Annotated in this window: 18 protein-coding genes; 13 read left to right on the top strand and 5 right to left on the bottom strand. The window is 46.9% G+C overall.

All coding sequences use genetic code 11. The features are described from left to right. The first annotated feature begins 27 nt into the window (after window positions 1-27). The 7 genes from MHI15_RS19850 to MHI15_RS19820 all read left to right on the top strand — a co-directional run bounded on the left by MHI15_RS19850 (window position 28) and on the right by MHI15_RS19820 (window position 5,615). Window positions 28-345, top strand: a complete 318-nt coding sequence (locus tag MHI15_RS19850; protein ID WP_036679853.1) for a hypothetical protein — start codon at window positions 28-30, stop codon at window positions 343-345. Further along, window positions 342-1,349, top strand: a complete 1,008-nt coding sequence (gene uvsE / locus MHI15_RS19845) for a UV DNA damage repair endonuclease UvsE (protein WP_341164755.1) — start codon at window positions 342-344, stop codon at window positions 1,347-1,349. The genes MHI15_RS19850 and uvsE overlap by 4 nt, the downstream gene beginning before the upstream one ends. Window positions 1,350-1,617: 268 nt before the next feature. Then, window positions 1,618-2,502 (top strand): inositol monophosphatase family protein, encoded by an 885-nt coding sequence (locus tag MHI15_RS19840; protein WP_036679857.1) that lies wholly within the window; start codon window positions 1,618-1,620, stop codon window positions 2,500-2,502. Between the two features lie 15 nt (window positions 2,503-2,517). Continuing rightward, window positions 2,518-2,784: a hypothetical protein gene (locus tag MHI15_RS19835; RefSeq protein WP_076130524.1), complete on the top strand. Its 267-nt coding sequence runs from the start codon at window positions 2,518-2,520 to the stop codon at window positions 2,782-2,784. Between the two features lie 95 nt (window positions 2,785-2,879). Continuing rightward, a complete protein-coding gene (locus MHI15_RS19830; protein WP_076277888.1) occupies window positions 2,880-4,172 on the top strand; it encodes a stalk domain-containing protein in 1,293 nt (430 codons plus the stop codon). A 101-nt stretch (window positions 4,173-4,273) separates the two neighbouring features. Continuing rightward, window positions 4,274-4,825, top strand: coding sequence for a peptide deformylase (gene def, locus MHI15_RS19825; RefSeq protein WP_036679906.1), 552 nt, complete (start codon window positions 4,274-4,276; stop codon window positions 4,823-4,825). A 169-nt stretch (window positions 4,826-4,994) separates the two neighbouring features. Further along, window positions 4,995-5,615 (top strand): hypothetical protein, encoded by a 621-nt coding sequence (locus MHI15_RS19820; protein ID WP_038568624.1) that lies wholly within the window; start codon window positions 4,995-4,997, stop codon window positions 5,613-5,615. Window positions 5,616-6,069: 454 nt separating this feature from the next. On the opposite strand, the gene MHI15_RS19815 is transcribed toward MHI15_RS19820, so the two are convergent. Next, window positions 6,070-7,386: a glutamate-1-semialdehyde 2,1-aminomutase gene (locus MHI15_RS19815; RefSeq protein ID WP_341164754.1), complete on the bottom strand. Its 1,317-nt coding sequence runs from the start codon at window positions 7,384-7,386 to the stop codon at window positions 6,070-6,072. Between the two features lie 124 nt (window positions 7,387-7,510). Next, on the bottom strand, window positions 7,511-8,557 hold the full coding sequence (locus MHI15_RS19810) for an LCP family protein (RefSeq protein ID WP_038568628.1): 1,047 nt from the start codon (window positions 8,555-8,557) through the stop codon (window positions 7,511-7,513). 105 nt (window positions 8,558-8,662) lie between these two features. Between MHI15_RS19810 and bcp the strand changes: the two genes are divergently transcribed. From bcp to MHI15_RS19790, 4 genes are all read left to right on the top strand, one after another. Next, the gene (gene bcp, locus MHI15_RS19805; RefSeq protein WP_076186308.1) at window positions 8,663-9,130 is read left to right on the top strand and encodes a thioredoxin-dependent thiol peroxidase; all 468 of its coding nucleotides are present in this window, start codon (window positions 8,663-8,665) and stop codon (window positions 9,128-9,130) included. A gap of 123 nt (window positions 9,131-9,253) precedes the next feature. Then, window positions 9,254-13,537, top strand: a complete 4,284-nt coding sequence (locus MHI15_RS19800; protein ID WP_341164753.1) for an acyl-CoA dehydratase activase-related protein — start codon at window positions 9,254-9,256, stop codon at window positions 13,535-13,537. A gap of 216 nt (window positions 13,538-13,753) precedes the next feature. Beyond that, the gene (locus MHI15_RS19795) at window positions 13,754-14,206 is read left to right on the top strand and encodes a MarR family winged helix-turn-helix transcriptional regulator (RefSeq protein WP_076130529.1); all 453 of its coding nucleotides are present in this window, start codon (window positions 13,754-13,756) and stop codon (window positions 14,204-14,206) included. After that, on the top strand, window positions 14,203-15,714 hold the full coding sequence (locus tag MHI15_RS19790; RefSeq protein WP_076106051.1) for a DHA2 family efflux MFS transporter permease subunit: 1,512 nt from the start codon (window positions 14,203-14,205) through the stop codon (window positions 15,712-15,714). Before MHI15_RS19795 ends, MHI15_RS19790 begins: the two co-directional genes overlap by 4 nt. Before the next feature lie 84 nt (window positions 15,715-15,798). On the opposite strand, the gene MHI15_RS19785 is transcribed toward MHI15_RS19790, so the two are convergent. Together MHI15_RS19785 and MHI15_RS19780 are read right to left on the bottom strand one after the other, a co-directional pair. After that, window positions 15,799-16,104: a zinc ribbon domain-containing protein gene (locus MHI15_RS19785; protein WP_052096752.1), complete on the bottom strand. Its 306-nt coding sequence runs from the start codon at window positions 16,102-16,104 to the stop codon at window positions 15,799-15,801. Between the two features lie 95 nt (window positions 16,105-16,199). Then, the gene (locus MHI15_RS19780) at window positions 16,200-17,141 is read right to left on the bottom strand and encodes a helix-turn-helix transcriptional regulator (protein WP_341164752.1); all 942 of its coding nucleotides are present in this window, start codon (window positions 17,139-17,141) and stop codon (window positions 16,200-16,202) included. A gap of 150 nt (window positions 17,142-17,291) precedes the next feature. Here MHI15_RS19780 and MHI15_RS19775 point away from each other — a divergent pair, with 150 nt between their 5' ends. Further along, window positions 17,292-18,554 (top strand): MFS transporter, encoded by a 1,263-nt coding sequence (locus tag MHI15_RS19775; protein WP_341164751.1) that lies wholly within the window; start codon window positions 17,292-17,294, stop codon window positions 18,552-18,554. Between the two features lie 14 nt (window positions 18,555-18,568). On the opposite strand, the gene MHI15_RS19770 is transcribed toward MHI15_RS19775, so the two are convergent. After that, window positions 18,569-19,237 (bottom strand): DedA family protein, encoded by a 669-nt coding sequence (locus MHI15_RS19770; protein ID WP_076106058.1) that lies wholly within the window; start codon window positions 19,235-19,237, stop codon window positions 18,569-18,571. Window positions 19,238-19,344: 107 nt separating this feature from the next. On the opposite strand from MHI15_RS19770, the gene MHI15_RS19765 reads away from it, so the two are divergent. Beyond that, window positions 19,345-20,718 carry a polysaccharide deacetylase gene (locus MHI15_RS19765; RefSeq protein WP_341001102.1) on the top strand — a complete coding sequence of 458 codons (1,374 nt, stop codon included), beginning with the start codon at window positions 19,345-19,347 and terminating at the stop codon, window positions 20,716-20,718. The last annotated feature ends 13 nt before the right edge of the window (window positions 20,719-20,731 follow it).

Raw genomic sequence — 20,731 nt, 5'->3', positions numbered from 1 at the left:
TATCCCGACTGGAAGGAGAGAAGAAACATGGGTTTTCAAACAGAATTCAACTCCGTCTGCAAATTCAAGAGTGAACAAGAGCTGTACGAGCTGCTGGAATATGGGCGCACCAAAATGGTGAAGCAAGGCTTTCGTGTGTATCCGACGGGTCAAAAGGTTATTGCTTACACCCCTGAGAATGTAGCTGTAGCCATTGTCAAAATTTCAGCCTCGATTGCAGAGATTAATTTTCAAGGGCATGAGGTTACCGCGGTCGAGATGGAGCTTGTGCGTAAGCTGAATGAAGAAGAGTCCAGAGTGCAGACGGCTTTGGCTGAGGAAATGTTTTTTGGAGCACAGGGATGATTGTCCGCTTCGGATATGTAGCGATGTCCACCGTTATCAAAGACTGCTCCCCATCCAAGACAATGACGATGGCCTCTTTTAAGAAGCTGGATGACCGTGAAGCGGCACTTCGGCGTTTGGAGAACATCGCTAGAATGAATCTGCATAATACGCTGCGGTTGATGAAGCATAATGTGGCTTCGGACATCATGGTGTACCGCCTCACTTCCAAAATCATTCCTCTGGCGACGCATCCGGATTTGCAGGACTGGAATCCGTTTGCGGCGCTCGCCGAGGAATTTGCGGAAGTGGGCCAATATGTGAAAAAGCACGGGCTGCGCGTTTCTTTTCATCCAGATCACTTTACAGTACTTAGTACACCCCGTCCGGAGGTGCTGATAAACTCCGTACGGGATTTGCAGTACCATGTGGACATGCTGGTTGCTATGGGGCTTCCTGCCATGGCGAAGAACAATATCCATATTGGCGGAGCTTATGGGGACAAGCCTGTAGCGGCGAAGCGATTCGAGGAGCATTTCCGCGCGCTGCCGGCAGCGCTGCAGGAGCGTATAACGCTGGAGAATGACGATAAGACATTTACAGCTCCGGAGACACTGGCAGTCAGTCAGAGCGTAGGATTACCGATGGTGCTGGATATTCACCACCAATGGGTGAATAATGAAGGAGAGCTCCCTTGGGAGCTGTGGCCTGACATTTTGCAGACATGGCGAAGTGAGCTAGCACAGAAGGACGTTCCTTCTGGAAAGCTTTTGCCGCCTAAGATTCATGTATCCAGTCCGCGCAGCCCGTCTGATCCGCGCAGCCATGCGGATGGCGTGGAACCTGCCCCTTTGCTGGCTTTTCTGAAACGTATTGCCGCAGATACGCCTGCTGTCGATGTTATGATTGAGGCGAAACTAAAAGATGGCGCGTTATTTGGATTGATGGAGGCTATGAAGGAGCTGGCTGAGGCTGGTAACGGAATTTCCTTATTAAATGGGGCAAGCGTGAATATTGAACCTTAAACAATGAAAATAAGGAGATAGGTCCCGAATACGGGTCCTATCATGACTTGATATGTAACTTGAAATAGGGTACGTTGAATGAAACTTTAATCGCTTATCGTCTTTATATGGACCTAGGGCATTTATGCTCGCAGGTGAGAATTGGGTCCTCTTTTGGCGGAACTTTGGGAACTTGGGGAACGTTTTGACGTATTGCACGGTATTGTGAATAGGATTGCTTTAGAATTAAAGCCATTGGCGATTATGTTCAAGAAAGTGGAGTGAAGATATGAGTCCTTTAAATCCAGAGGGTAAGAATGAACGTGAACCCTATGTAGTAACAAGCAAGGGACATACGGCGGTGGCCATTAATGCGGCTGCCAAAGCAGGAGAATGGATAAAGAGCAGACAGGGTCTCGTGAAGGAGCTGAATACAAAAACTTCAGCACAAGATCTGGTTACGGAAGTTGATAAAGGCGTTGAGCAAATGATTCGCAGGCTGATCCTGACACATTTTCCCGACCATGCCATTCTCGGGGAAGAGGGGGTTTCGCCGGGAGCAGCAGCGGCTACCGCTGCATTGGAAGAAGCTCGTGAGCATGAATATTTGTGGATTGTAGATCCTGTAGATGGTACGACTAATTTCGTACACGGATTTCCTTTTTACTGTGTCTCCATAGCATTGGTGATTCGCGGTGAACTAACTGTAGGCGTTATTTATGATCCGACTCGTGATGAAATGTTCGTCGCTGAAAAAGGAAAGGGAGCTTACATGCACGGTGTTCCTACCTCGGTCTCTACGGAGACTGATTTTGGGGACAGCCTGATTGCTATGGGCTTTCCGCCGGATCGTGAGTTTGCACAACCTGTGAATATGGCCGGACTGCAAAGTATTCTTCCGCAGATTCGTGGTATTCGTGCCGGAGGCGCGGCTGCTCTACATTTAGCTTATGTGGCGGCAGGCCGTGTAGATGGCTATTGGGAAGTGGGCTTAAGCCCTTGGGACTGTGCAGCAGGAGTACTGCTTGTACTTGAATCAGGAGGCAAGATTACGGATACCCTAGGACGTTCATATGATATTGGTACACGCCATGTAGTAGCAAGTAATGGCCACATTCACGAATATTTGGTTTCGTCACTGAAGAATGCTGAAGCAACAGGATATAAGCTTTAGGGAGGACGATACAGCATGAGTGAGAAGGATGATTTGGAACGCAAGCTGAGCGAAATGTTGGTAGATGGTGAGATGGAACAAGGCGATCGTACGGCTAAGGAAATCCGGGAAATCTCACCTAAATATGAAATTCGTATTCAGACTACGCTCGATCCTATTGTGGAAGAAACATTACGTTATCGTAAGATTGGATATGAGCTGGATGACCGTTATGATAAATATCTGGAGCGTGCAGGGCAGAAGTTAGAGTCAGATGAAGATTCAGACAATAATAGCCAGTGATTTGCGAGGGGCGGTTTCCTGAATATAGGAGGCCGCTCTTTTGCGTTGCTATCCTGGATGGTAGAATGGAATTAGAACAATTTGGGAGGGATACGATGCTAGGCAATTGGAAAAAAATTTGGGCAGCTGGCATAAGCAGCCTGCTTTTGTTATCTGCGCTGATTAGCGTAGGAGCAGGCACGGCAAATGCGGCTGACACGACTGCAATACAAGACTCTGGGCAAGATGTCTTTCGCATCGTAGCTCTAGGTGATTCCATTACTGCTGGCTACGAGCCAGGAATGACGGACGTGAATACTAAGCCATACGGCTATGCGGAGAGATTGCTTGAGCAGGGCTGGTATCATGGCAGAAGTGCACTTACTAATTATGGTATTCTAGGGCTGACTACGGCCGGATTACGTAATTACACAGGAGCGATCAAGGATGGTTCAGTGATTACTGCTGAAGGAGTTCAGGCAGGTCTCCCAGATCCACGAATAGAACAGTTCGTGAAGCTAACTCCGCAGATCGCAGCAGAGCTTAAGGAAGCTGATCTGATTACCATTACGATTGGTGGGAATGATGTAAGCAGTCTGTTCTTGCAGTTCAAGGAGCTGACGGATGCGGATTTCCAAACACAGCTGGACCAGCGGCTAGCGGATTATCAAACAAATGTGAAGGCAGTGCTGGAGAATATTCGTGCGGTAAGTCCGCAAACGACGATTATACTGGCCGATCAATATCAGCCTGCCCCTAAGGTTGCGCTTGGTCAAATGTACAACAGATTAATGACGGCAGCGGGCAAATTTACGGAAGCAGCGGATAGTGTAGCTGCAAGCGTGAACCAAGAGGGAGCGAAGGTGCTTGTAGCTCATGTTGCGGCAAAGTTTGCCGGGGTAGAAGGCTCGCTGACACATATTATTGGAGCAGGGCAAACTGATTTTCACCCGACGCAGCTTGGATACGAGACTATTGCTAAGGTCTTTGCGGAGTTACAATGGGGAGAGTATCGCGTTCCTACTGTAGCTACAATGGCTACTGCATCGGTACCGATGTCGATTGTAGTGAAGGGCGTGGAGTTGAATACACCCAATAAGCCTATCCTTAAAAATGGGCAGAACTTTTTGGCGCTAAAAGATATTCTAAATGCCGTGGGCGCAAGCGGGAAGTGGGATAACAAAACCTCCAGCGCTACCATCGTGTATGGTGGAAGAACCGTTGTGATTACCATTGGCTCGAAATTTATTAAGGTGAATGGAGAGAACGTGGCTATTGATACTCCAGCTTTTCTGCAAAAGGTAGGCAAGGAGGACAAAACCTACTTACCCCTTGCCGCTTTGGCGACAGGACTTGGATTCGATGTTAATTACAGCAGCAAACTGCGAACTGCTTTCATAAATCCATAAAGCTGCATACTATACATCATAAGAAATTAAATTAAGCCCGTAAGGAAAAGGTGGATGGAATATTGTCTAGTTCAAAATATAATGCTGAATATATCATCACCATGGATGATATAGTGCGGGAGGGTCATCCCGTACTTCGTACCGTAGCACAACCAGTAGAGCTTCCATTACAGGCGGAAGATCGTGAGGCTTTGCAATGTATGCTTCAATTTCTGAAGAACAGTCAGGACCCGGAGATTTCCGAAGAATATAAGCTGCGCTCTGGCGTAGGTCTGTCGGCGAATCAAATCGGACTGGAGAAGCGTATGTTCGCGATGTATCTTACAGACGAGAGAGGGCGGGCTGTAGAGCATGCTTGGGTTAACCCTAAGATCATAAGCCACTCCTTGTCTATGGTGTACTTACCAGAAAGCGAGGGCTGTCTGTCCGTTGATCGTCCCGTGCATGGCTTTGTACCTCGGTATGAAACCGTGAAGGTGAAGGGTTATGATCTGGAGGGCAAGGAGGTTGTCCTTAAATTTAAGGGCTACCAAGCTATCATCATCCAGCATGAAATAGACCATCTCGATGGGATTATGTTCTATGACCGAATTAACAAGGAGAACCCGTTTAAGCTGCCTCAGGGCGTGGAGATCCGGAACTTATATGAGTAGGAGAGTAACTCTGAATTAAAAAGCGGGCGACCTTACAGCGTAAAGCTAATGGTCGCTTTTTTTTTACCTATCGGCAAGATTATGATATTTCAAATATTTTACAAATCAATCGAAAGGATGTACCCTTACAATTAATGGATTTAAATTAGTAATAAGAGGAGGGCGTTAAATGAACTGGAGCAGAATGCCAATTAGGGGATTCGCCAACGAATACAATGATGAGGTTAAAAAGATTGATGAGCAGATTTTGAGTCTGATTCAGGAACGTAAAGCTATAACAGGCAAGAAACGATTATCCCCTGATAGTAAGCTACTTGAGGAATGGGTAACTAGATTCGAGATGAACACTACTCAGATTGTGCAGCATTTGCATCTTATGAATGAAACTGTACCCAGAAGACAATATTGGGAGGAGCCTGGTTTATTGCTGGGAGTGCTTCCGATTGTGAAGCGGACGGTCGTTGAAGAATGTGAATATATACTTACGCATGCTATGCAGTATGAAGCCTTCAGCATAGTTACTGTGGAAATCAAATATTTAAAAGAAGCTGTAGGACATATCCATCTTCGAACGGCTTTAACGCTTGAAGTGGCGGGTGAGAATGAATATGAAGTGCAGCCGCATGGTGGTCATGGAGGTGGAGCGCATACACAAATGCAATTCTTGGTCGCCCCAACGCTGCCGGAGCATCTGGAGGGTGTAGAGTTTTCACTAGTACCTGGGAGCGAGCAAATGTTAAGACCGTTAATGACTGAGATTACGTTGGACAAGCAGGTGGATTTTACATGAGAGCAGTAGAATATTTGGATTTCCAAACGCTGTTAGCGGATGAAATCCATAGATAAAAGTGGTCACTATCAACCTATATTCTCTGTAAATGAACAGAATTAGGGATTTTCTCCCTAAAAAACGGGGTAAGTTCTTTGTTTTCCACTAAATTAGCTAAATTATAGGGAGGATTTCCCTGATTATCTATCGAAGCTCCCTAACCCTTGCACTAAACACGGGGAAGCTCCGGCGATACCTGTTACGCAGCCTAGAGAAATTGACGCTTGAGATCGGCTGGCTTAAGCTTGCCACAAGCTACAGATGCAGGCCGTAGATGAGTAAAAATGCAGAGCAGCGATCCTCCAATATAGGAGAATCGCTGCTCTTTTAACATTTGCGGTTTATGGGACTGGGACAGCTCCTTAATCTATTCAGCTTTTTTTAGCTTATGAAGCACTGCCGTTTCAAAACAATCTTATTTCTCAGCCGCCATAGCGCGGAAGGATTCTTCAGCTGCGACAAGTGTAGCATCAATATCTGCATCAGTATGTGCTGTGGTCAGGAACCAAGCTTCGTATTTCGAAGGGGCAAGGTTAATGCCACGGTTCAGCATATGCCGGAAGAAGCTGGCGAACAATTCGCCGTCTGTATCCTGAGCCTCGTCATAATTCGTAACCGGATGATTACAGAAATGAGTGGAGAACGAACCACGGATGCGGTTGATTGTCAGTGGAATGCCATGACGGTCTGCAGATGCTTTAAGTCCATCGGCGAGGCGGATTGCAAGCCGATCCATTTCTTCGTATACACCCTCTGCACTCAGAACCTCTAAACAAGCAATCCCTGCAGAGATAGACGCAGGATTGCCCGCCATTGTGCCGGCTTGATATGCCGGTCCAAGTGGAGCTACCTGTTCCATAACATGCTTGCGGCCGCCGTAAGCGCCGATAGGCAGGCCGCCACCGATGATTTTGCCAAGTGCAGTAAGGTCAGGAGTAATGTCCTCATGATTCTCTAGCCCTGCATAGGTTTGTGTAGAACCATAATGGAAGCGGAAGGCAGTAATGACTTCGTCATAAATAACAAGGGAGCCATTATCGTGAGCCAGCTTGCAAAGTCCTTCGAGGAAACCAGGCTTAGGCATCACCATGCCGAAATTCCCCACAATCGGTTCAACCATAACAGCTGCGACATCTTCGCCCCATTTCTCCAGCGCCTCTTTCAGGCTGTCCAGATCATTAAAGGGAACGGTGATTACCTCCTGGGCGATACTGCTTGGAACACCGGCACTATCTGGAATGCCAAGTGTAGAAGGTCCGGATCCTGCTGCTACAAGCACCAGATCAGAGTGGCCGTGGTAACAGCCAGCGAATTTTACGATTTTGCTGCGTTTTGTATAGGCACGGGCTACACGAATCGTTGTCATAACCGCTTCGGTTCCAGAATTGACGAAACGTACTTTATCCATAGAAGGAATGGCTTCTTTTAGCATTTTAGCAAGTTTAATTTCGAGCTGGGTTGGGGTTCCGTAAAGAACACCATTTTCTGCTGCTGTCGTAATTGCTTTGGTAATATGAGGGTGGGCATGGCCGGTAATGATCGGTCCATAGGCTTGGAGATAATCGATATATTCATTGCCGTCTTCATCCCAGAAGTGAGATCCACTGGCGCGTTTCATAAATACAGGTGCTCCGCCGCCAACGGCTTTGAAGGAGCGGGAAGGGCTATTTACACCCCCAACGATATGCTGGAGGGCTTCGTGATAAAGTTGTTCAGATGTGGAGCGATTCATAATGTGATCATCCTTTCGATTGTTGGTGCTCAAGGGAACGGGCGAACAACGGTGTTTTCCGTTGTCCGCCCGTATTATACCAAGTCACTGCTTTGTGTACATGTGAACTTTGCTTGTCAGGCCCTTAATTGGTCCCGCCAGAACTGCTATTGGAGGTGTTCTCCGATGTAGGGGTTGGTGTTGGCTCAGGACCATTTATGGTATCCTGTATAAATTCTTTTAGCTTCTTTTCGCTACGAATTCCGATAACCTGTGATCCGTCACTTGTAGTCTCCTCAGTGAGCAGATCCATTGGCGGAATTTGCTCACTGCCACCCATACTGCTATTATACCCTACGCTTGCCAGCTTCCACATATCATTAACTGACATATTGGTTTCAATATAAGGCGTAACCTGCGACAGGATATTTGGCAGCTTGACAATGGAGGTGGTGCTGATCAGCTTATCAGCCACAGCCTTGAGAAAACCGCGTTGGCGCTCGGTTCGAGTGAAATCGGAGGTAGCGTCATGCCGAAAGCGAACATATTGTAACGCCATGTTGCCGTCAAGATGCTGATATCCTTTTTTTAGATCAATATCATATTCCGGACCGTCTGCAACGGTTTTGTAGACCATATCTTTTTCGACTTCATAATCCACACCCCCAACGGCATCAACCAGCTTGATGAATCCTTGGAAGTCCGTGTAGACATAATATTGAATTGGGATACCGAGCAGATCGCTGACGGTCTGCATCGCAGTATTAGGTCCATAAATAATCGCTGTATTAATACGTTTCTCGCCATGATCTGGAATCGGAACGTACGTATCTCTCAGTATTGAAAATACACTGATTTTCTTCTTCACAGGGTCGAGAGAAGCGACGAGCATTGTATCTGAACGGGGGATTTCCCCTTTCTTCACACCTCGGGCATCTACACCCATTAATAGGATATTAACAGGCTCTGTACCTTCCCACTTAGGAGGCTCAGGGGTATCGACATCAACGGTCTCTGCATTTTGAAAAGGTGAATCTTCAGTATTCGACATGCTACCAAGCTCATTGTAAATGGTTGTAATGTAGAAAATGGCCCCACCGATAATAAGGAGGAGTATAATGGCCAGCGTCCAAAGCAGCGGTTTCTTTTTTGACTTACCAGTCTTTGCGTGCCTTTTCTTTCTAGGTGGCATTTCTCGTTCTTCCTTTCGCATTCACGTTGACTACATTATAATTTCTTTTGGGGATACGTGCAATTTAGGAATAATTCCCCAATCTTAAGAAGGAGTGGATATATCTTGATCGAAGTAGCTATTGGACAAAAAGTACCCAATTTCACCCTTCCCTCTTCCAATGGGCATGAGGTTAGTTTGAGTGATTTCTTGGGCCGAAAGGTCATCTTATATTTTTACCCTAAAAATATGACACCAGCCTGCACGCAGGAGGCCTGCGAATTTCGTGATGCTTTTGATCAAATCACGGCGGTGGGTGCGGTTGTTCTGGGCATTAGTCCGGACTCTTTGGCATCACACGCTAAATTTACAGAGAAGCATAGTTTGCCCTTTCCACTGCTGTCTGATGAGGATCATAAGGTAAGTGAAATGTTCGGCGTATGGCAGCTCAAGAAACTTTACGGCAAAGAATTTATGGGAATTGTGCGATCTACTTTTCTGATTGATGAGCAGGGGATATTAGTGGAAGAATGGCGGAAGGTACGGGTAAAAGGGCATGTCGCAAACACGATAGCAGGGATAAGCGAATCATAAATTTTACTAATTACTTTTTATAGATGTCTATTACATTTTTAACAGCTTATATAAGGTGTTGTCATGATATAGTTTCCTCATAATTGCTTCAAATTTGGAGCAAGAAGAGGTGGTGGAGTGATAATGCTGCATATTGGGCTTGATATCGGATCAACTACTGCTAAATTAGTTGTCATAGAGCGGGACATCATTGTTTATCAAGACTATGTAAGACATTATAGCGATATTAAAAAAGCGGCCCTCTCTCTTCTGTCTGATGTACGCGACAGATTCCCAGAGAGGGGAGCTAGGCTTACTGTAAGCGGTTCCTCGGGGTTGTCTTTATCCAAATTAGGTGGAGTTCCCTTTATTCAGGAGGTGATTGCCTGTACGAAGGCGATCAGTGCGCTGATCCCGGAATGTGACACGGCGATTGAACTGGGTGGAGAGGACGCTAAGATAATATATCTTCGGGGCGGCATTGAGCAGCGTATGAATACAGCCTGCGCGGGCGGAACAGGAGCGTTCATCGATCAGATGGCAGCGCTGCTGCAGACCGATCCGGCAGGCTTAAATGTTTTGGCGGAGAAGCATGAGCGAATCTATCCCATAGCTTCACGCTGTGGTGTATTTGCCAAAAGCGATGTACAGCCGCTGCTTAATGAAGGAGCGCGCCGGGAGGATGTGGCGGCTTCGATCTTTCAGAGTATCGTTAATCAGACGATTAGCGGTCTTGCTTGTGGACGTCCGATTCGAGGACGGGTGGCTTTTCTTGGCGGCCCGCTGACCTTCCTGCCTGCCTTGCGGCAGCGTTTTGCGGAAACGCTGGAGCTGGCGGAGGAGGATATCCTGTTCCCGGAACGCTCACAGTATTTCGTGGCGATTGGAGCTGCGCTCTCCGAAGCTGATCCAGTCGTATTGCCACTTTCAAGCTGGATCACGCGAATTGCGGCGGTTGATTTTACTGCGGATCGAGCTGCGGATGCTGAATTGCCTCCGCTTTTTGAGAATGCCGCTGAGCTTGCAGAATTTCGGCTTCGTCACGGCAAAGCCTCTGCAGCGAGATCAGATTTAGCCTTATATCGTGGACCTTGTTATCTAGGAATTGATGCCGGCTCAACCACAACTAAACTCGTGTTAACCGGTTCGGCTGACGAAATTCTCTATACCTTTTATGGCAGCAACAAAGGCAACCCGCTGCATTCGGTCAGCGATGCACTGAAGGAGATCTACCGGGTTCTGCCTGAAGGCTGCCATATCGCAGGATCATATGTGACAGGGTACGGTGAGGGGTTAATCAAGGCCGCTCTGCGGACAGATGGCGGAGAAGTAGAGACTGTTGCACACTACAAGGCAGCTTCCAAGTTCATGCCAGAAGTAGATTTCATACTGGATATCGGTGGGCAGGACATGAAGTGCATCAAAATCCGTGGCGGTGCTATCGACAGCCTTATGCTCAATGAAGCTTGTTCAGCCGGTTGTGGCTCTTTTCTGGAGAGCTTTGCCTCTGCCCTCGGACTTGGGATCGAGGAATTTGCCAAAACTGCACTCGAAGCGACTCAGCCTGTTAATTTGGGCTCGCGCTGCACGGTGTTCATGAACTCTAAGGTCAAGCAGGTTCAGAAGGAGGGCGCATCATTAGCGGATTTATCGGCGGGTCTTGCCTACTCTGTGATCAAGAATGCTCTGCAAAAGGTAATTAAAATCCGCAATCCGGAGGACTTAGGGCGAAATATCATCGTTCAGGGCGGTACCTTCTATAATGAAGCTGTATTGCGCGCCTTTGAGTCCTTGACGGGGCGGACGGTGGTTAGACCGGATATAGCTGGCGTAATGGGAGCTTACGGCTGTGCACTGATTGCGCGTGAGCAAGCAGGGGTTAACGGATCCAGTACGCTGCTTGGAGCAGAGGAGCTTGCCAGCTTTAAATATGAGGTCTCCTCAGGCCGCTGTGGCCGCTGTGGGAATAACTGTGCGCTGACGATCAGTCGTTTTCCGGATAAGAGCTTTTATGTGACCGGCAATCGCTGCGAACGCGGCGCAGGAGTCAAAAAAGAGAAAAATGTCCTGCCGAATCTGATGCAGTATAAATATGAACGGTTTTTTGAGTACGAGAGTTTACCGGAAACAGGGGCATGGCGGGGGACCGTCGGGATTCCGCGTACCATGAATATGTTTGAGAATTACCCGTTCTGGCACACTTTTTTCACCAAACTGGGCTATCGGGTGATTCTCTCCCCTAAATCAAGCAAGAAGCTCTTCGAAAGCGGCATGGATACGATTCCTTCAGAATCGATATGTTATCCTGCGAAGATGGCGCATGGACATGTGCAAAGCCTGATCGGTAAAGGTGTCGATTTTATTTTTTATCCAGCGGTGGTGTATGAGAAAAAAGAAGATGAAGCTGCGGATAATCACTTCAATTGTCCAGTGGTCGCCTCTTATCCCGAAGTCATTCGCAACAATATGGATGGGTTAAAGGACAATGGAATCAAGCTTGTCAGTCCATTCCTGACCTTCGATGATATTTCTGCGCTGACCAAAGGGCTGGTGAAGACATTTACCAGCATTCCGCGAGAAGAGATTGCGTCCGCGGTGCAAGCGGGACTTACAGAGGCTGATAACGCCAAAGGTGATGTGCGTACCAAAGGGGAAGAGACCCTTGTGTACCTAGCTGATACTGGAACCAAAGGAATCCTGCTCTGTGGACATCCTTATCATGCCGATCCTGAGATTAATCACGGGATAGCGGATATGATAACCGGGATGGGACTCGCCGTGCTGACAGAAGATTCTGTCTGCCATCTGGACCACAGCGAAGGGGATGTGGCTGTTGTTAATCAGTGGACCTACCATGCCCGGATGTACCGTGCAGCCCGCCTTGCTGCAGTCCGCTCGGATCTGGAGCTTGTTCAATTGACTTCCTTCGGCTGTGGGATCGATGCGATCACTTGTGATGCCGTACAGGATATTATGGAAAGACATAACAAGGTATATACATTGATCAAAATCGATGAGATCAGCAATCTTGGTGCAGCGCGCATTCGGCTTCGTTCATTGCTGGCGGCAATGCGTGAGCGTGAAAAAGGTAAGGTAGTGCCGCAAAAGCCGCCAAAAGTGCAGGCTAATGTGTTATTTACAAAGGAAATGAAAGAGACCTATACCATTCTTGCACCACAGATGTCGCCTATTCATTTTGAATTGTTTGAGCAGGTGTTTCGCGATGCCGGATACCGCCTGAAGATACTTGAGACGACCGGACCCGAAGAGACAGAAGAAGGTCTGAGATACGTTAATAATGATGCGTGTTATCCGGCAATTGTGACGATTGGCCAGATTCTGTCGGCGCTGAAAAGTGGGGAATACGATCCGGATCGTACTGCTGTGATTATGTCACAGACGGGTGGCGGCTGCCGGGCTACGAATTATATTTCTTTGCTGCGCAAAGCCTTAAAGGATTCAGACCTTGAACAAATTCCGGTGATTTCACTCAATGCTTCAGGGATGGAGAATCAGCCGGGTTTCCGTATCAGTCTTAAGCTGGCGAATCGGTTGATAGCTGCCGCTTGTTACGGTGATCTTATGATGCGGATGTTAAATCACTTTAGGCCGCATGAGGTTGTTCCAGGAAGTGCGGAAGTTCTATTCCGCAAAGGGATGGAGCGTTGCAAGGCAAGCTTATCCAACTTTTCATTCCGAGAATACAAACGCCTGATTCGTGAGATTGTTGCAGAGTTCTGCAAGCTGCCCGTTACAGGTATTACTAAACCAAGAGTAGGCATTGTCGGTGAGATCCTGATCAAATTCCATCCGGATGCCAATAACCGCATTATAGAGATGATCGAGGCAGAGGGCGGGGAAGCGGTAATGCCGGACTTCCTGGATTTCATTTTCTATTGTGTATATAATCCGATCTACAAAGCTGAGCAATTCGGCAAAAGCAAACGGCTCGGCTATATCAATCCCATGCTGATCTCTTATCTGGAAATTTACCGTAAGCCGATTAAGGTTGCCCTTGAGGATGCGGGGCTGGCTAAAGGACGGGAGAATATTTATGGTCTTGCCGAGAAGGCCAGCCGACTGGTGTCCGTAGGGAATCAGATGGGTGAGGGCTGGTTTTTAACCGCAGAAATGATGGATTTGATGGATAATGGTGTGAACAACATCGCCTGTATTCAACCGTTCGCGTGCCTGCCCAACCATATCACCGGGCGTGGGATGATTAAAGGCCTTAAGGAATTATATCCGGGTGCAAATATCGTGGCGATTGACTATGATGCTGGAGTTAGCGTAGTCAACCAAGCGAATCGGATTAAGCTGATGATGTCAATTGCCAGCAGCCAGGAAGAGACTAAGCCATCTAATTTAAAACTGCAGGATAAGCCTCAGCAGCAGACTTTACCTGAAAGTTCATACAGCTTAACCTGAGCATTGTTCAGACGAAAAAGCGGGCCAAGGATCTACCTTGGTTCGCTTTTTTTATGCTTTGTGCACTTATGTATGATTTTCATGTTTTTCCTGCAATATAAAATTACCTTTCAGAAAGTTACAGCAAAATATTGACCGAAATTTAGTTAAGGTGTAAAATAGTACGCATGCGAACTATTAGATGGTCTAACTAATTAATTCTTTGGAGGTGAAGATTTGGAAGATAAGGAGCAGCAATTAGATGATATTTTCTCCTCTTTTCGCCGGATTAGCCATGCATTCCAGCAGCTGCTGTGGAAGGATGCCGAAGAGCTGGACATCACACCAACACAGTTGATGGTTCTCCGCAAAATATCTGCAAATCCCGATATTGGCATTACAGATCTTGCCGAGCTATTACATTTGGGGAACAGTGCAGCGAGCGGCGTAGTGGACCGGATGGTGAAAGCCGATTTGATCACAAGACAGCGCTCTGAGGTAGATCGGCGTATATACAACTTGGCGATTACTGAAAAGGGCAGAGAGATCAGGGAAAGAAGTAAGCAATCGCTCAGAAGACACTTACTTCCACTATCCAATATACCTGCCGAGGATGCAGGCGAATTACTTAGGATTCATACCGAAATCATTCAGATCTTAGAGCAGGGGAGAGACAAACAGAATTTATGAGTACAATTACAGGTAACGCTGCAGCGGCAACTAAGGGAATACGTAGAGGACCGATTATTGCAGCGCTCTTAATAGGTGCATTTGTCGCACTTTTGAACCAAACACTTCTTAATGTGGCATTGCCGAGCATAATGGACGATCTAAAAATCGCAACGAATACGGCACAGTGGCTAACAACGGGATTTATGCTCGTGAACGGTGTGCTGATACCGATTAGTGCGTTTCTGGTGGAAAAGTTTACGACCCGCCAGCTATTCATCACCGCGATGTCACTTTTTTCGTTAGGTACACTTGTCTGTGGAATCGGAACAGGCTTTGAAATGATCATGGTCGGCAGAGTCATTCAGGCGGTTGGCGCAGGGATTTTGATGCCGTTAATGAATATTGTGTTTCTTCGCATCTTCCCAATTGAAGAGCGGGGAAAAGCGATGGGGCTAATGGCGGTAGCCATGATTTTTGCTCCAGCTGTAGGTCCAACGTTGTCAGGGTGGGTAGTTCAGAACTATTCTTGGCGCGTATTGTTCTTTATCGTTCTTCCGCTGGCTATTCTTTCTACCTTGCTAGGTATGAAAACAATGCAAAATGTAGGGCAAACAACTTCTCCGAAGCTGGATAAAACGGGTGTTATCCTGTCTACCATTGGTTTTGGGGGATTGTTGTACGGCTTCAGTGATGCTGGAACCGATGGTTGGGGAAGTGCAACAGTCATTACCTGCCTCATTGTGGGTGTGATTGCACTGGCTTTATTCGTATGGAGAGAGCTTAAGGCTGAGACACCACTGCTTGAGTTCCGGATTTTCAGATACAATATGTATTCACTCACGACATTAATCAATATCATCATTACGATGGCTTTATATTCGGGTATGATTTTGCTGCCGATTTATTTGCAGACGATCCGTGGCTTTACGCCAATGGAGTCTGGTCTTATGCTGTTGCCGGGAGCCATTCTAATGGGAATTATGTCTCCAATCACGGGGATTATATTTGATAAAATCGGGGCAAGATGGCTGTCTGTGGTAGGCCTGATTATTACAGTAATTACGACCTGGCAATTCAGCCAGCTTACAGACAGTACGACGTATACGCATATGATTATTACTTACACGGTTCGGATGTTAGGCATGTCGATGTTATCGATGCCGATTGTAACGGCTGGACTTAACCAGCTTCCACAGCGTTTAAGCTCGCATGGTACAGCAATGTCGAATACGTTGCGGACGGTCGGAGGCGCGCTGGGAATGGCGTTGTTCGTCAGTCTAATGACCAATAAGACGAAGAGCACAATCACTGATACGCTTATGAGCGGAACGGTTTCGTTAAACGATAAAGCAGCGATGCTTAAGCTTACGCAAGAGGCTACAATTAGCGGGGTTACGCATGCCTTTAACATTGCTACCTGGATCACTGTAGTTGCTTTGGTATTGGCTTTCTTTATTAAAAAGACTTCACCGCAGCCAGACTTCCTGAAGACGGAAGAAGTGCAGCCACAGCAGGACAATCAATAAAAAACTGGGTTAACAAAGAATGGAAAAGGGAGCGTCCTACGAACTGTTATGGTTCCGTAGGGCGCTTCTTTTGTTGTGATGCTATTAGTTAGCTGGAGACACAGCTGCAGGATCGCTCCAACGTTTCAGATGTGGCAGCTGCTCCGCGAGAAGTTTACGGGCAACATTCTCATCCATTCCTTCTTCGACCATATAGCCTGTACAAATGTCAGCCATTTCTTGCAACGTGATGTTAGGCTGTTTGAATGCGCCATTCTCATAGCAGTACACGCAGTAATCTTCGATCTTGTTGCCATTCTGGTCCGTTCCAAGCAATTCCGCCGTAGGCATTGGCATCCCACAGCTTTGACAAATTTTAAGATCTCCTTGCTCTACATGTTCATGTCCCATATTTAACACTCCTTTAAAGGTATGCAAGCTCTCGAGCGCCCGCTTTAAGTTCAGTATAGAACAATAAACCTGACGACATTCCGTCAGGTTTATTGTTAGGTTGTATATTTTGCTGCTATGCCTGCTGCAAGCTGCCCCAACTTTTGCCGAATATGCGGTGGCTCTAAGATTTCTACATGCATCCCGAAGCTTAGCAGGAAACCATACAGCCATCCATCCTCAGGATAGTTGAGGGTAACCTTGTAACCTCCATTACCGTCGGGCAGTAGCTCGGTAGAATCAAACCGCTCTTCCGCTAGATGTTTGCTTTCAGCTTTAAACTGCAAAACCATGGGTGTTGCTGTTGTTACGGTTGATCTCTGATACTCGTTGCTCCAAGGCAGCTCGCTTGCATCCACATCTTTTGCAATAAAAACTTGGGTATTCTTAACGAGCTCTTTCATGCGCAACAGCTTAAATAGACGGAAATCCTGACGATTCAGACAAAATCCATATAAGTACCATGCTTGCCCCTTTAGCACTAAAGTATAGGGCTCTACCGAACGCTGGCTTGTCTGACCCGCAGCATCCACATAATCAAAGTTTACGGTCACGCTTTCCTCAAGTGCTTCTTTTAGAGTGGCAAGCTTTTCTTCCAGAATACGTTGAAGACCCCATGGGGAGAAGTCGATGATGAGCTGAGTCGTTTTGCTGCGGAAGGCGGCGGATTGGGAGGGCGGGATTACGCTGCTGATTTTTTCCATGAGCAGAGTATGTTCATTTCCTCCATAAGACGAGACGCTCTGCAGAGCCGTGAAAATATCCGCCAGCTCACGATCCGTCAAAACATTGCGGTCCAGCCGGTATCCTTCCATAAGCCCGATCCCACCGTTCGCTCCCTGATAGGTAACGATAGGAATTCCGGCCCCATTAATGCTTTCAATATCACGATAAATCGTGCGCACAGATACCTCGAACATATCGGCTAGCTCCTTCGCCTGAATTAGGCGGCGGTTCATTAGCAGGATAACGATAGAGAGCAATCGATCTATTTTCAAAAGACAATTCCTTCTTTCCCGGAGATTTCCGTGAAGTAATGCTGTATTTCATCTTAGCAAATCCTTGAAAATAAAGCATTGTCATAAATTAATGATTCGATTAATATCTAATTAGATATATGTATAAATAGATGAAATGAGGTTTATTTTATGAATAATCACTCAGCTGTTGCGATGTTTAGGAGTCATAAGGGATATTCACGATTGTTCACAGCCGGCTTGATCAATGGAATTGGTGATCGTTTTACTAGCGTTGCAGTACTGGCGCTGGTTCTGCAGTTGACGGGATCAGGCATGGCGGTAGGGATTTCGTTAGGTGTGAGACTGTTTCCTTATTTATTTCTGGCCCCGCTTGGAGGCATACTTAGCAGCAAAATTCCACGCAAATATATCATGATAGCTACAGATATGCTGAGGGTCCCAGTAGCCTTAGCCTTTTTATGGGTGGATGGGGAGGAGAAGCTGTGGTTGTTATATATGGCAAGTTTTTTGCTGGCAGCGGGTGAAGCCATTTACAGCCCTGTTCGTAAGTCCACTATCCCCTTGCTCGTCACCAAAGATTCTCTGCTGGCCGTCAACGGACTAGAGCAGTTAATGAGCGGCTGCGTGCTGATCCTTGGAGCGTTCAGTGGAGGGGTGGTGTCGATGTGGTTTGGTCCGGAGGCAGCGTTCATTATGAATGCAGTGTCTTTTTTAATCGCAGCGATGTTAATTTACGGTATCGATTTTCCACAACATACGGAAATGGTGACGGTGGCTAAGAAGGCTACATATTCTCCTGAGGGGGACTTAGAAAAATCCGATAAAGAAGCACAATACGGTCGGCTGCGTGCTCTGAGAATGGTAATTGGCGGAAGCTTAACGTTGCAGGTCATTTTCGGTTATGAGCTGTTGGTGCCGTTGCTAAATGGTCTGGATAATGTACTGATCAGTGTCTATGCGATACAGGTATTTCACGCGGGGGATATTGGAGTGGGGGCATTTTATGCGGCGCTTGGCATCGGTCTTAGCCTTAGTTTTTTTACCTCACGTTATTTAAAAAAGGGGCTGCTGATTGTAGCCATCGGAGGGCTTTTACTAGAAGGTGTGTTACTCATGGGCATCAGTGTCAGCAATCATTTTGCGGTAGCATTTATGTTATACATCCTGCTGTCATTTGCCGGGGGGACGGGGAATGCCTGTCTGGATACGCTCGTTATGCAGGAAACCCCATCTGCTATGCAGCCCTTTGTGTTTGGACTCCTGTCTGCAGTAGGAAATACGCTGCTGGGATTATCTATGCTGTTCGCCGGGTGGCTATTAGAAGGGGTGGAACCAAGAATGGTAGGGTTTGCTGGGGGAGCGGGATTTGCCATAGTTGCGCTTTTACTCGCAGGATACGCGGGGGTACGCAGCAAGAAAAAACGTACTTAAAAAGGGCGGTGGCTTCACCGTCCCTTGGAAGTTTTTTTAACCTGAGTCTGTAGCTTTATGGCAGCTTTGCGCGGGAACAGGCGGATGCTTATCTTTTTGCGATAGCGATACAGGATTACAAGGGCAGCTATAGCTACACCGCCAGAGATAATCCATAGTGCATATAACTCGAATAAATGGAAAATACCCATCCACTGCGGACCAAATACCCGTCCTATGCCAAGAAACAGCACTACCCAGAATAACGCTCCACTATAAGCGTAGAGGGCGAATTTACGGAAGGGCAGCGCAACTATACCAGCAAAATAGCCGGTAAAGTGACGAACGCCTGGAATAAAATATCCGATGGAAATAAGGATACTGCCGTATTTCTCGAACCATTTTTGCGTTTTATCCAGCTTGGCAGGGGAGAACAGCAACCACTTTCCGTATCGCTGGATGAAGGGCATTCCGGCTTTTAAGCCGACAAAATAGGTGAGGGTCATCCCGGCTGTGGTCCCAGCAAACGCCACTAGAATCAACGTTATGAAATCAAGTCTTCCCGTATAGGAAAGAAAACCTGCAAAAGCCATGGTAGTTTCTCCGGGAAACGGCAAGGCAACGAATTCGAGCAGCAATCCAAAAAACAATACGCTATATCCATATTTGCTGAATAATTCTTGTATAAAGTTCAGCATTTCCATAAGATTCTCACTCTCCAAGGGGCAGTTGCCTTATTCTATTTTGAAGCTTGTCTTCATACAATCTACCAAATGGCTTTTGAGCCAATAGAATGCTGGAGGTAGAGAAGATGAAAGGTAACAAAAACACTCACGGCCGCCGAAACTTGATAAGCGGATTGCTTGTTATGGTTGTAATCGTCATCGTAATGCTGGGATGGAACGCAGGGGAGAGTGTAGATTCTTGGATGAATCGTTCATTACAGTCCGCAAGTGCGGAGTCTGTCTCTGTTAAGAATAATCTCCCGTTAGTGGCGATGCAAGAATTGCCTCCTAAAGCAGAGTCCATTGTGACTGCTTCTCCAGAAGTTAAATTGAATTCCAGTACGGCACAAGTATCCAAGGTGTCGACAACATATTCAGCAATTACGGCCGCAAAGAAAGCTTCAAAAACGGTCTATATTACATTTGACGACGGACCGAGTGACAATACCTTCAACGTTCTAAAAATTTTACAGCAGCAAGGTGTGAAGGCGACCTTTTTTGTCCTTGGTAATCAAGCGAAAAGCCATCCAGAGCTAATTAATGCCATATGGGAACAAGGACATGCTATTGGCAATCATACCTATAATCATAATTACCATGATTTATATAGTGGATTCACTGAATTTTGGAGCCAGATTAAAAAGACCGAAGAAATTGTTCGGGGCATTACAGGGGTTCGCCCACAACTTATCCGCGCCCCGGGCGGAACCTTTGATCACTTTGATAATACCTACTTCAATTTGTTGAAGCAAGCCGGTTATATCGTTACGGATTGGACGGTGGACAGCGGGGATTCTAAACGCAAAGGGGTACCGGCGTCAGAAATCTTAAAAGAGTCAACTGCAGATCTGAAGTCCTCTCGGGTTATTCTTCTGCTGCATGATGGCGGCGGCCATCAGGAGAGTGTTAAAGCACTGCCTGATATTATTGCGCGTTATAAGGCTGCTGGGTACAGCTTTGGCCTTTTAGATGAGACGGTGGAGCCTGTACAATTCAGAGTCTCCTCAAAAGCAAATAGCTTGGGCAGAGTGAAACCTTCGGAAGCTTGGATCACCTCGAATATCATACCGAATGCAGAGCTGTTTGCGCCCGGCAAACCTTTGGTGCTGGAGGTTGGAAAGCTGGAGACGAAGCTGGCGCCAGGTGAATATGCTCTGCAAAAAGGGAAATATATGGTGCCACTTCGCGCTGTGATCGAACGGTTGGGAGGGCAGATTAGTTGGGATGCGGGCAGTCGCAGTGGGAAGATTGCCTGGAACGGCAAAGATATCATCGCGGATGTGGCGAACAAGGAACTCCTGTTAAATCTTCCTGATCATGTTCAAAAGATAAACGGTGCCAGTGTGGAGATGATTGGCGGTTCTATCTGGGTATCGCTGCGTGAGCTGCTGGAGACAGCCGATCATCCTCCTTTAAATATAAGCGTGACGGAAGGTGAGCGCCGGGTAATAGCCTTCTGAGATTTAGCGCTCA

The organism is Paenibacillus sp. FSL H7-0918 (assembly GCF_038007025.1).
GTDB classification, from domain to species: Bacteria; Bacillota; Bacilli; order Paenibacillales; family Paenibacillaceae; genus Paenibacillus_AQ; species Paenibacillus_AQ odorifer.
The sequence above is the reverse complement of the archived record's forward strand: the minus strand, read 5'-3'. Positions and strand labels throughout refer to the sequence as shown.

Coding starts and splice junctions, on each gene's coding strand:
- MHI15_RS19820 (WP_038568624.1), top strand. CDS start 4,995: ATGAACTGGAGCAGAATGCCAATTAGGGGATTCGCCAACGAATACAAT.
- MHI15_RS19815 (WP_341164754.1), bottom strand. CDS start 7,386: ATGAATCGCTCCACATCTGAACAACTTTATCACGAAGCCCTCCAGCAT.
- MHI15_RS19830 (WP_076277888.1), top strand. CDS start 2,880: ATGCTAGGCAATTGGAAAAAAATTTGGGCAGCTGGCATAAGCAGCCTG.
- MHI15_RS19835 (WP_076130524.1), top strand. CDS start 2,518: ATGAGTGAGAAGGATGATTTGGAACGCAAGCTGAGCGAAATGTTGGTA.
- MHI15_RS19800 (WP_341164753.1), top strand. CDS start 9,254: ATGCTGCATATTGGGCTTGATATCGGATCAACTACTGCTAAATTAGTT.
- MHI15_RS19790 (WP_076106051.1), top strand. CDS start 14,203: ATGAGTACAATTACAGGTAACGCTGCAGCGGCAACTAAGGGAATACGT.
- MHI15_RS19850 (WP_036679853.1), top strand. CDS start 28: ATGGGTTTTCAAACAGAATTCAACTCCGTCTGCAAATTCAAGAGTGAA.
- def (WP_036679906.1), top strand. CDS start 4,274: ATGGATGATATAGTGCGGGAGGGTCATCCCGTACTTCGTACCGTAGCA.
- MHI15_RS19840 (WP_036679857.1), top strand. CDS start 1,618: ATGAGTCCTTTAAATCCAGAGGGTAAGAATGAACGTGAACCCTATGTA.
- uvsE (WP_341164755.1), top strand. CDS start 342: ATGATTGTCCGCTTCGGATATGTAGCGATGTCCACCGTTATCAAAGAC.
- MHI15_RS19775 (WP_341164751.1), top strand. CDS start 17,292: ATGAATAATCACTCAGCTGTTGCGATGTTTAGGAGTCATAAGGGATAT.
- MHI15_RS19770 (WP_076106058.1), bottom strand. CDS start 19,237: ATGGAAATGCTGAACTTTATACAAGAATTATTCAGCAAATATGGATAT.
- MHI15_RS19785 (WP_052096752.1), bottom strand. CDS start 16,104: ATGGGACATGAACATGTAGAGCAAGGAGATCTTAAAATTTGTCAAAGC.
- MHI15_RS19810 (WP_038568628.1), bottom strand. CDS start 8,557: ATGCCACCTAGAAAGAAAAGGCACGCAAAGACTGGTAAGTCAAAAAAG.
- MHI15_RS19765 (WP_341001102.1), top strand. CDS start 19,345: ATGAAAGGTAACAAAAACACTCACGGCCGCCGAAACTTGATAAGCGGA.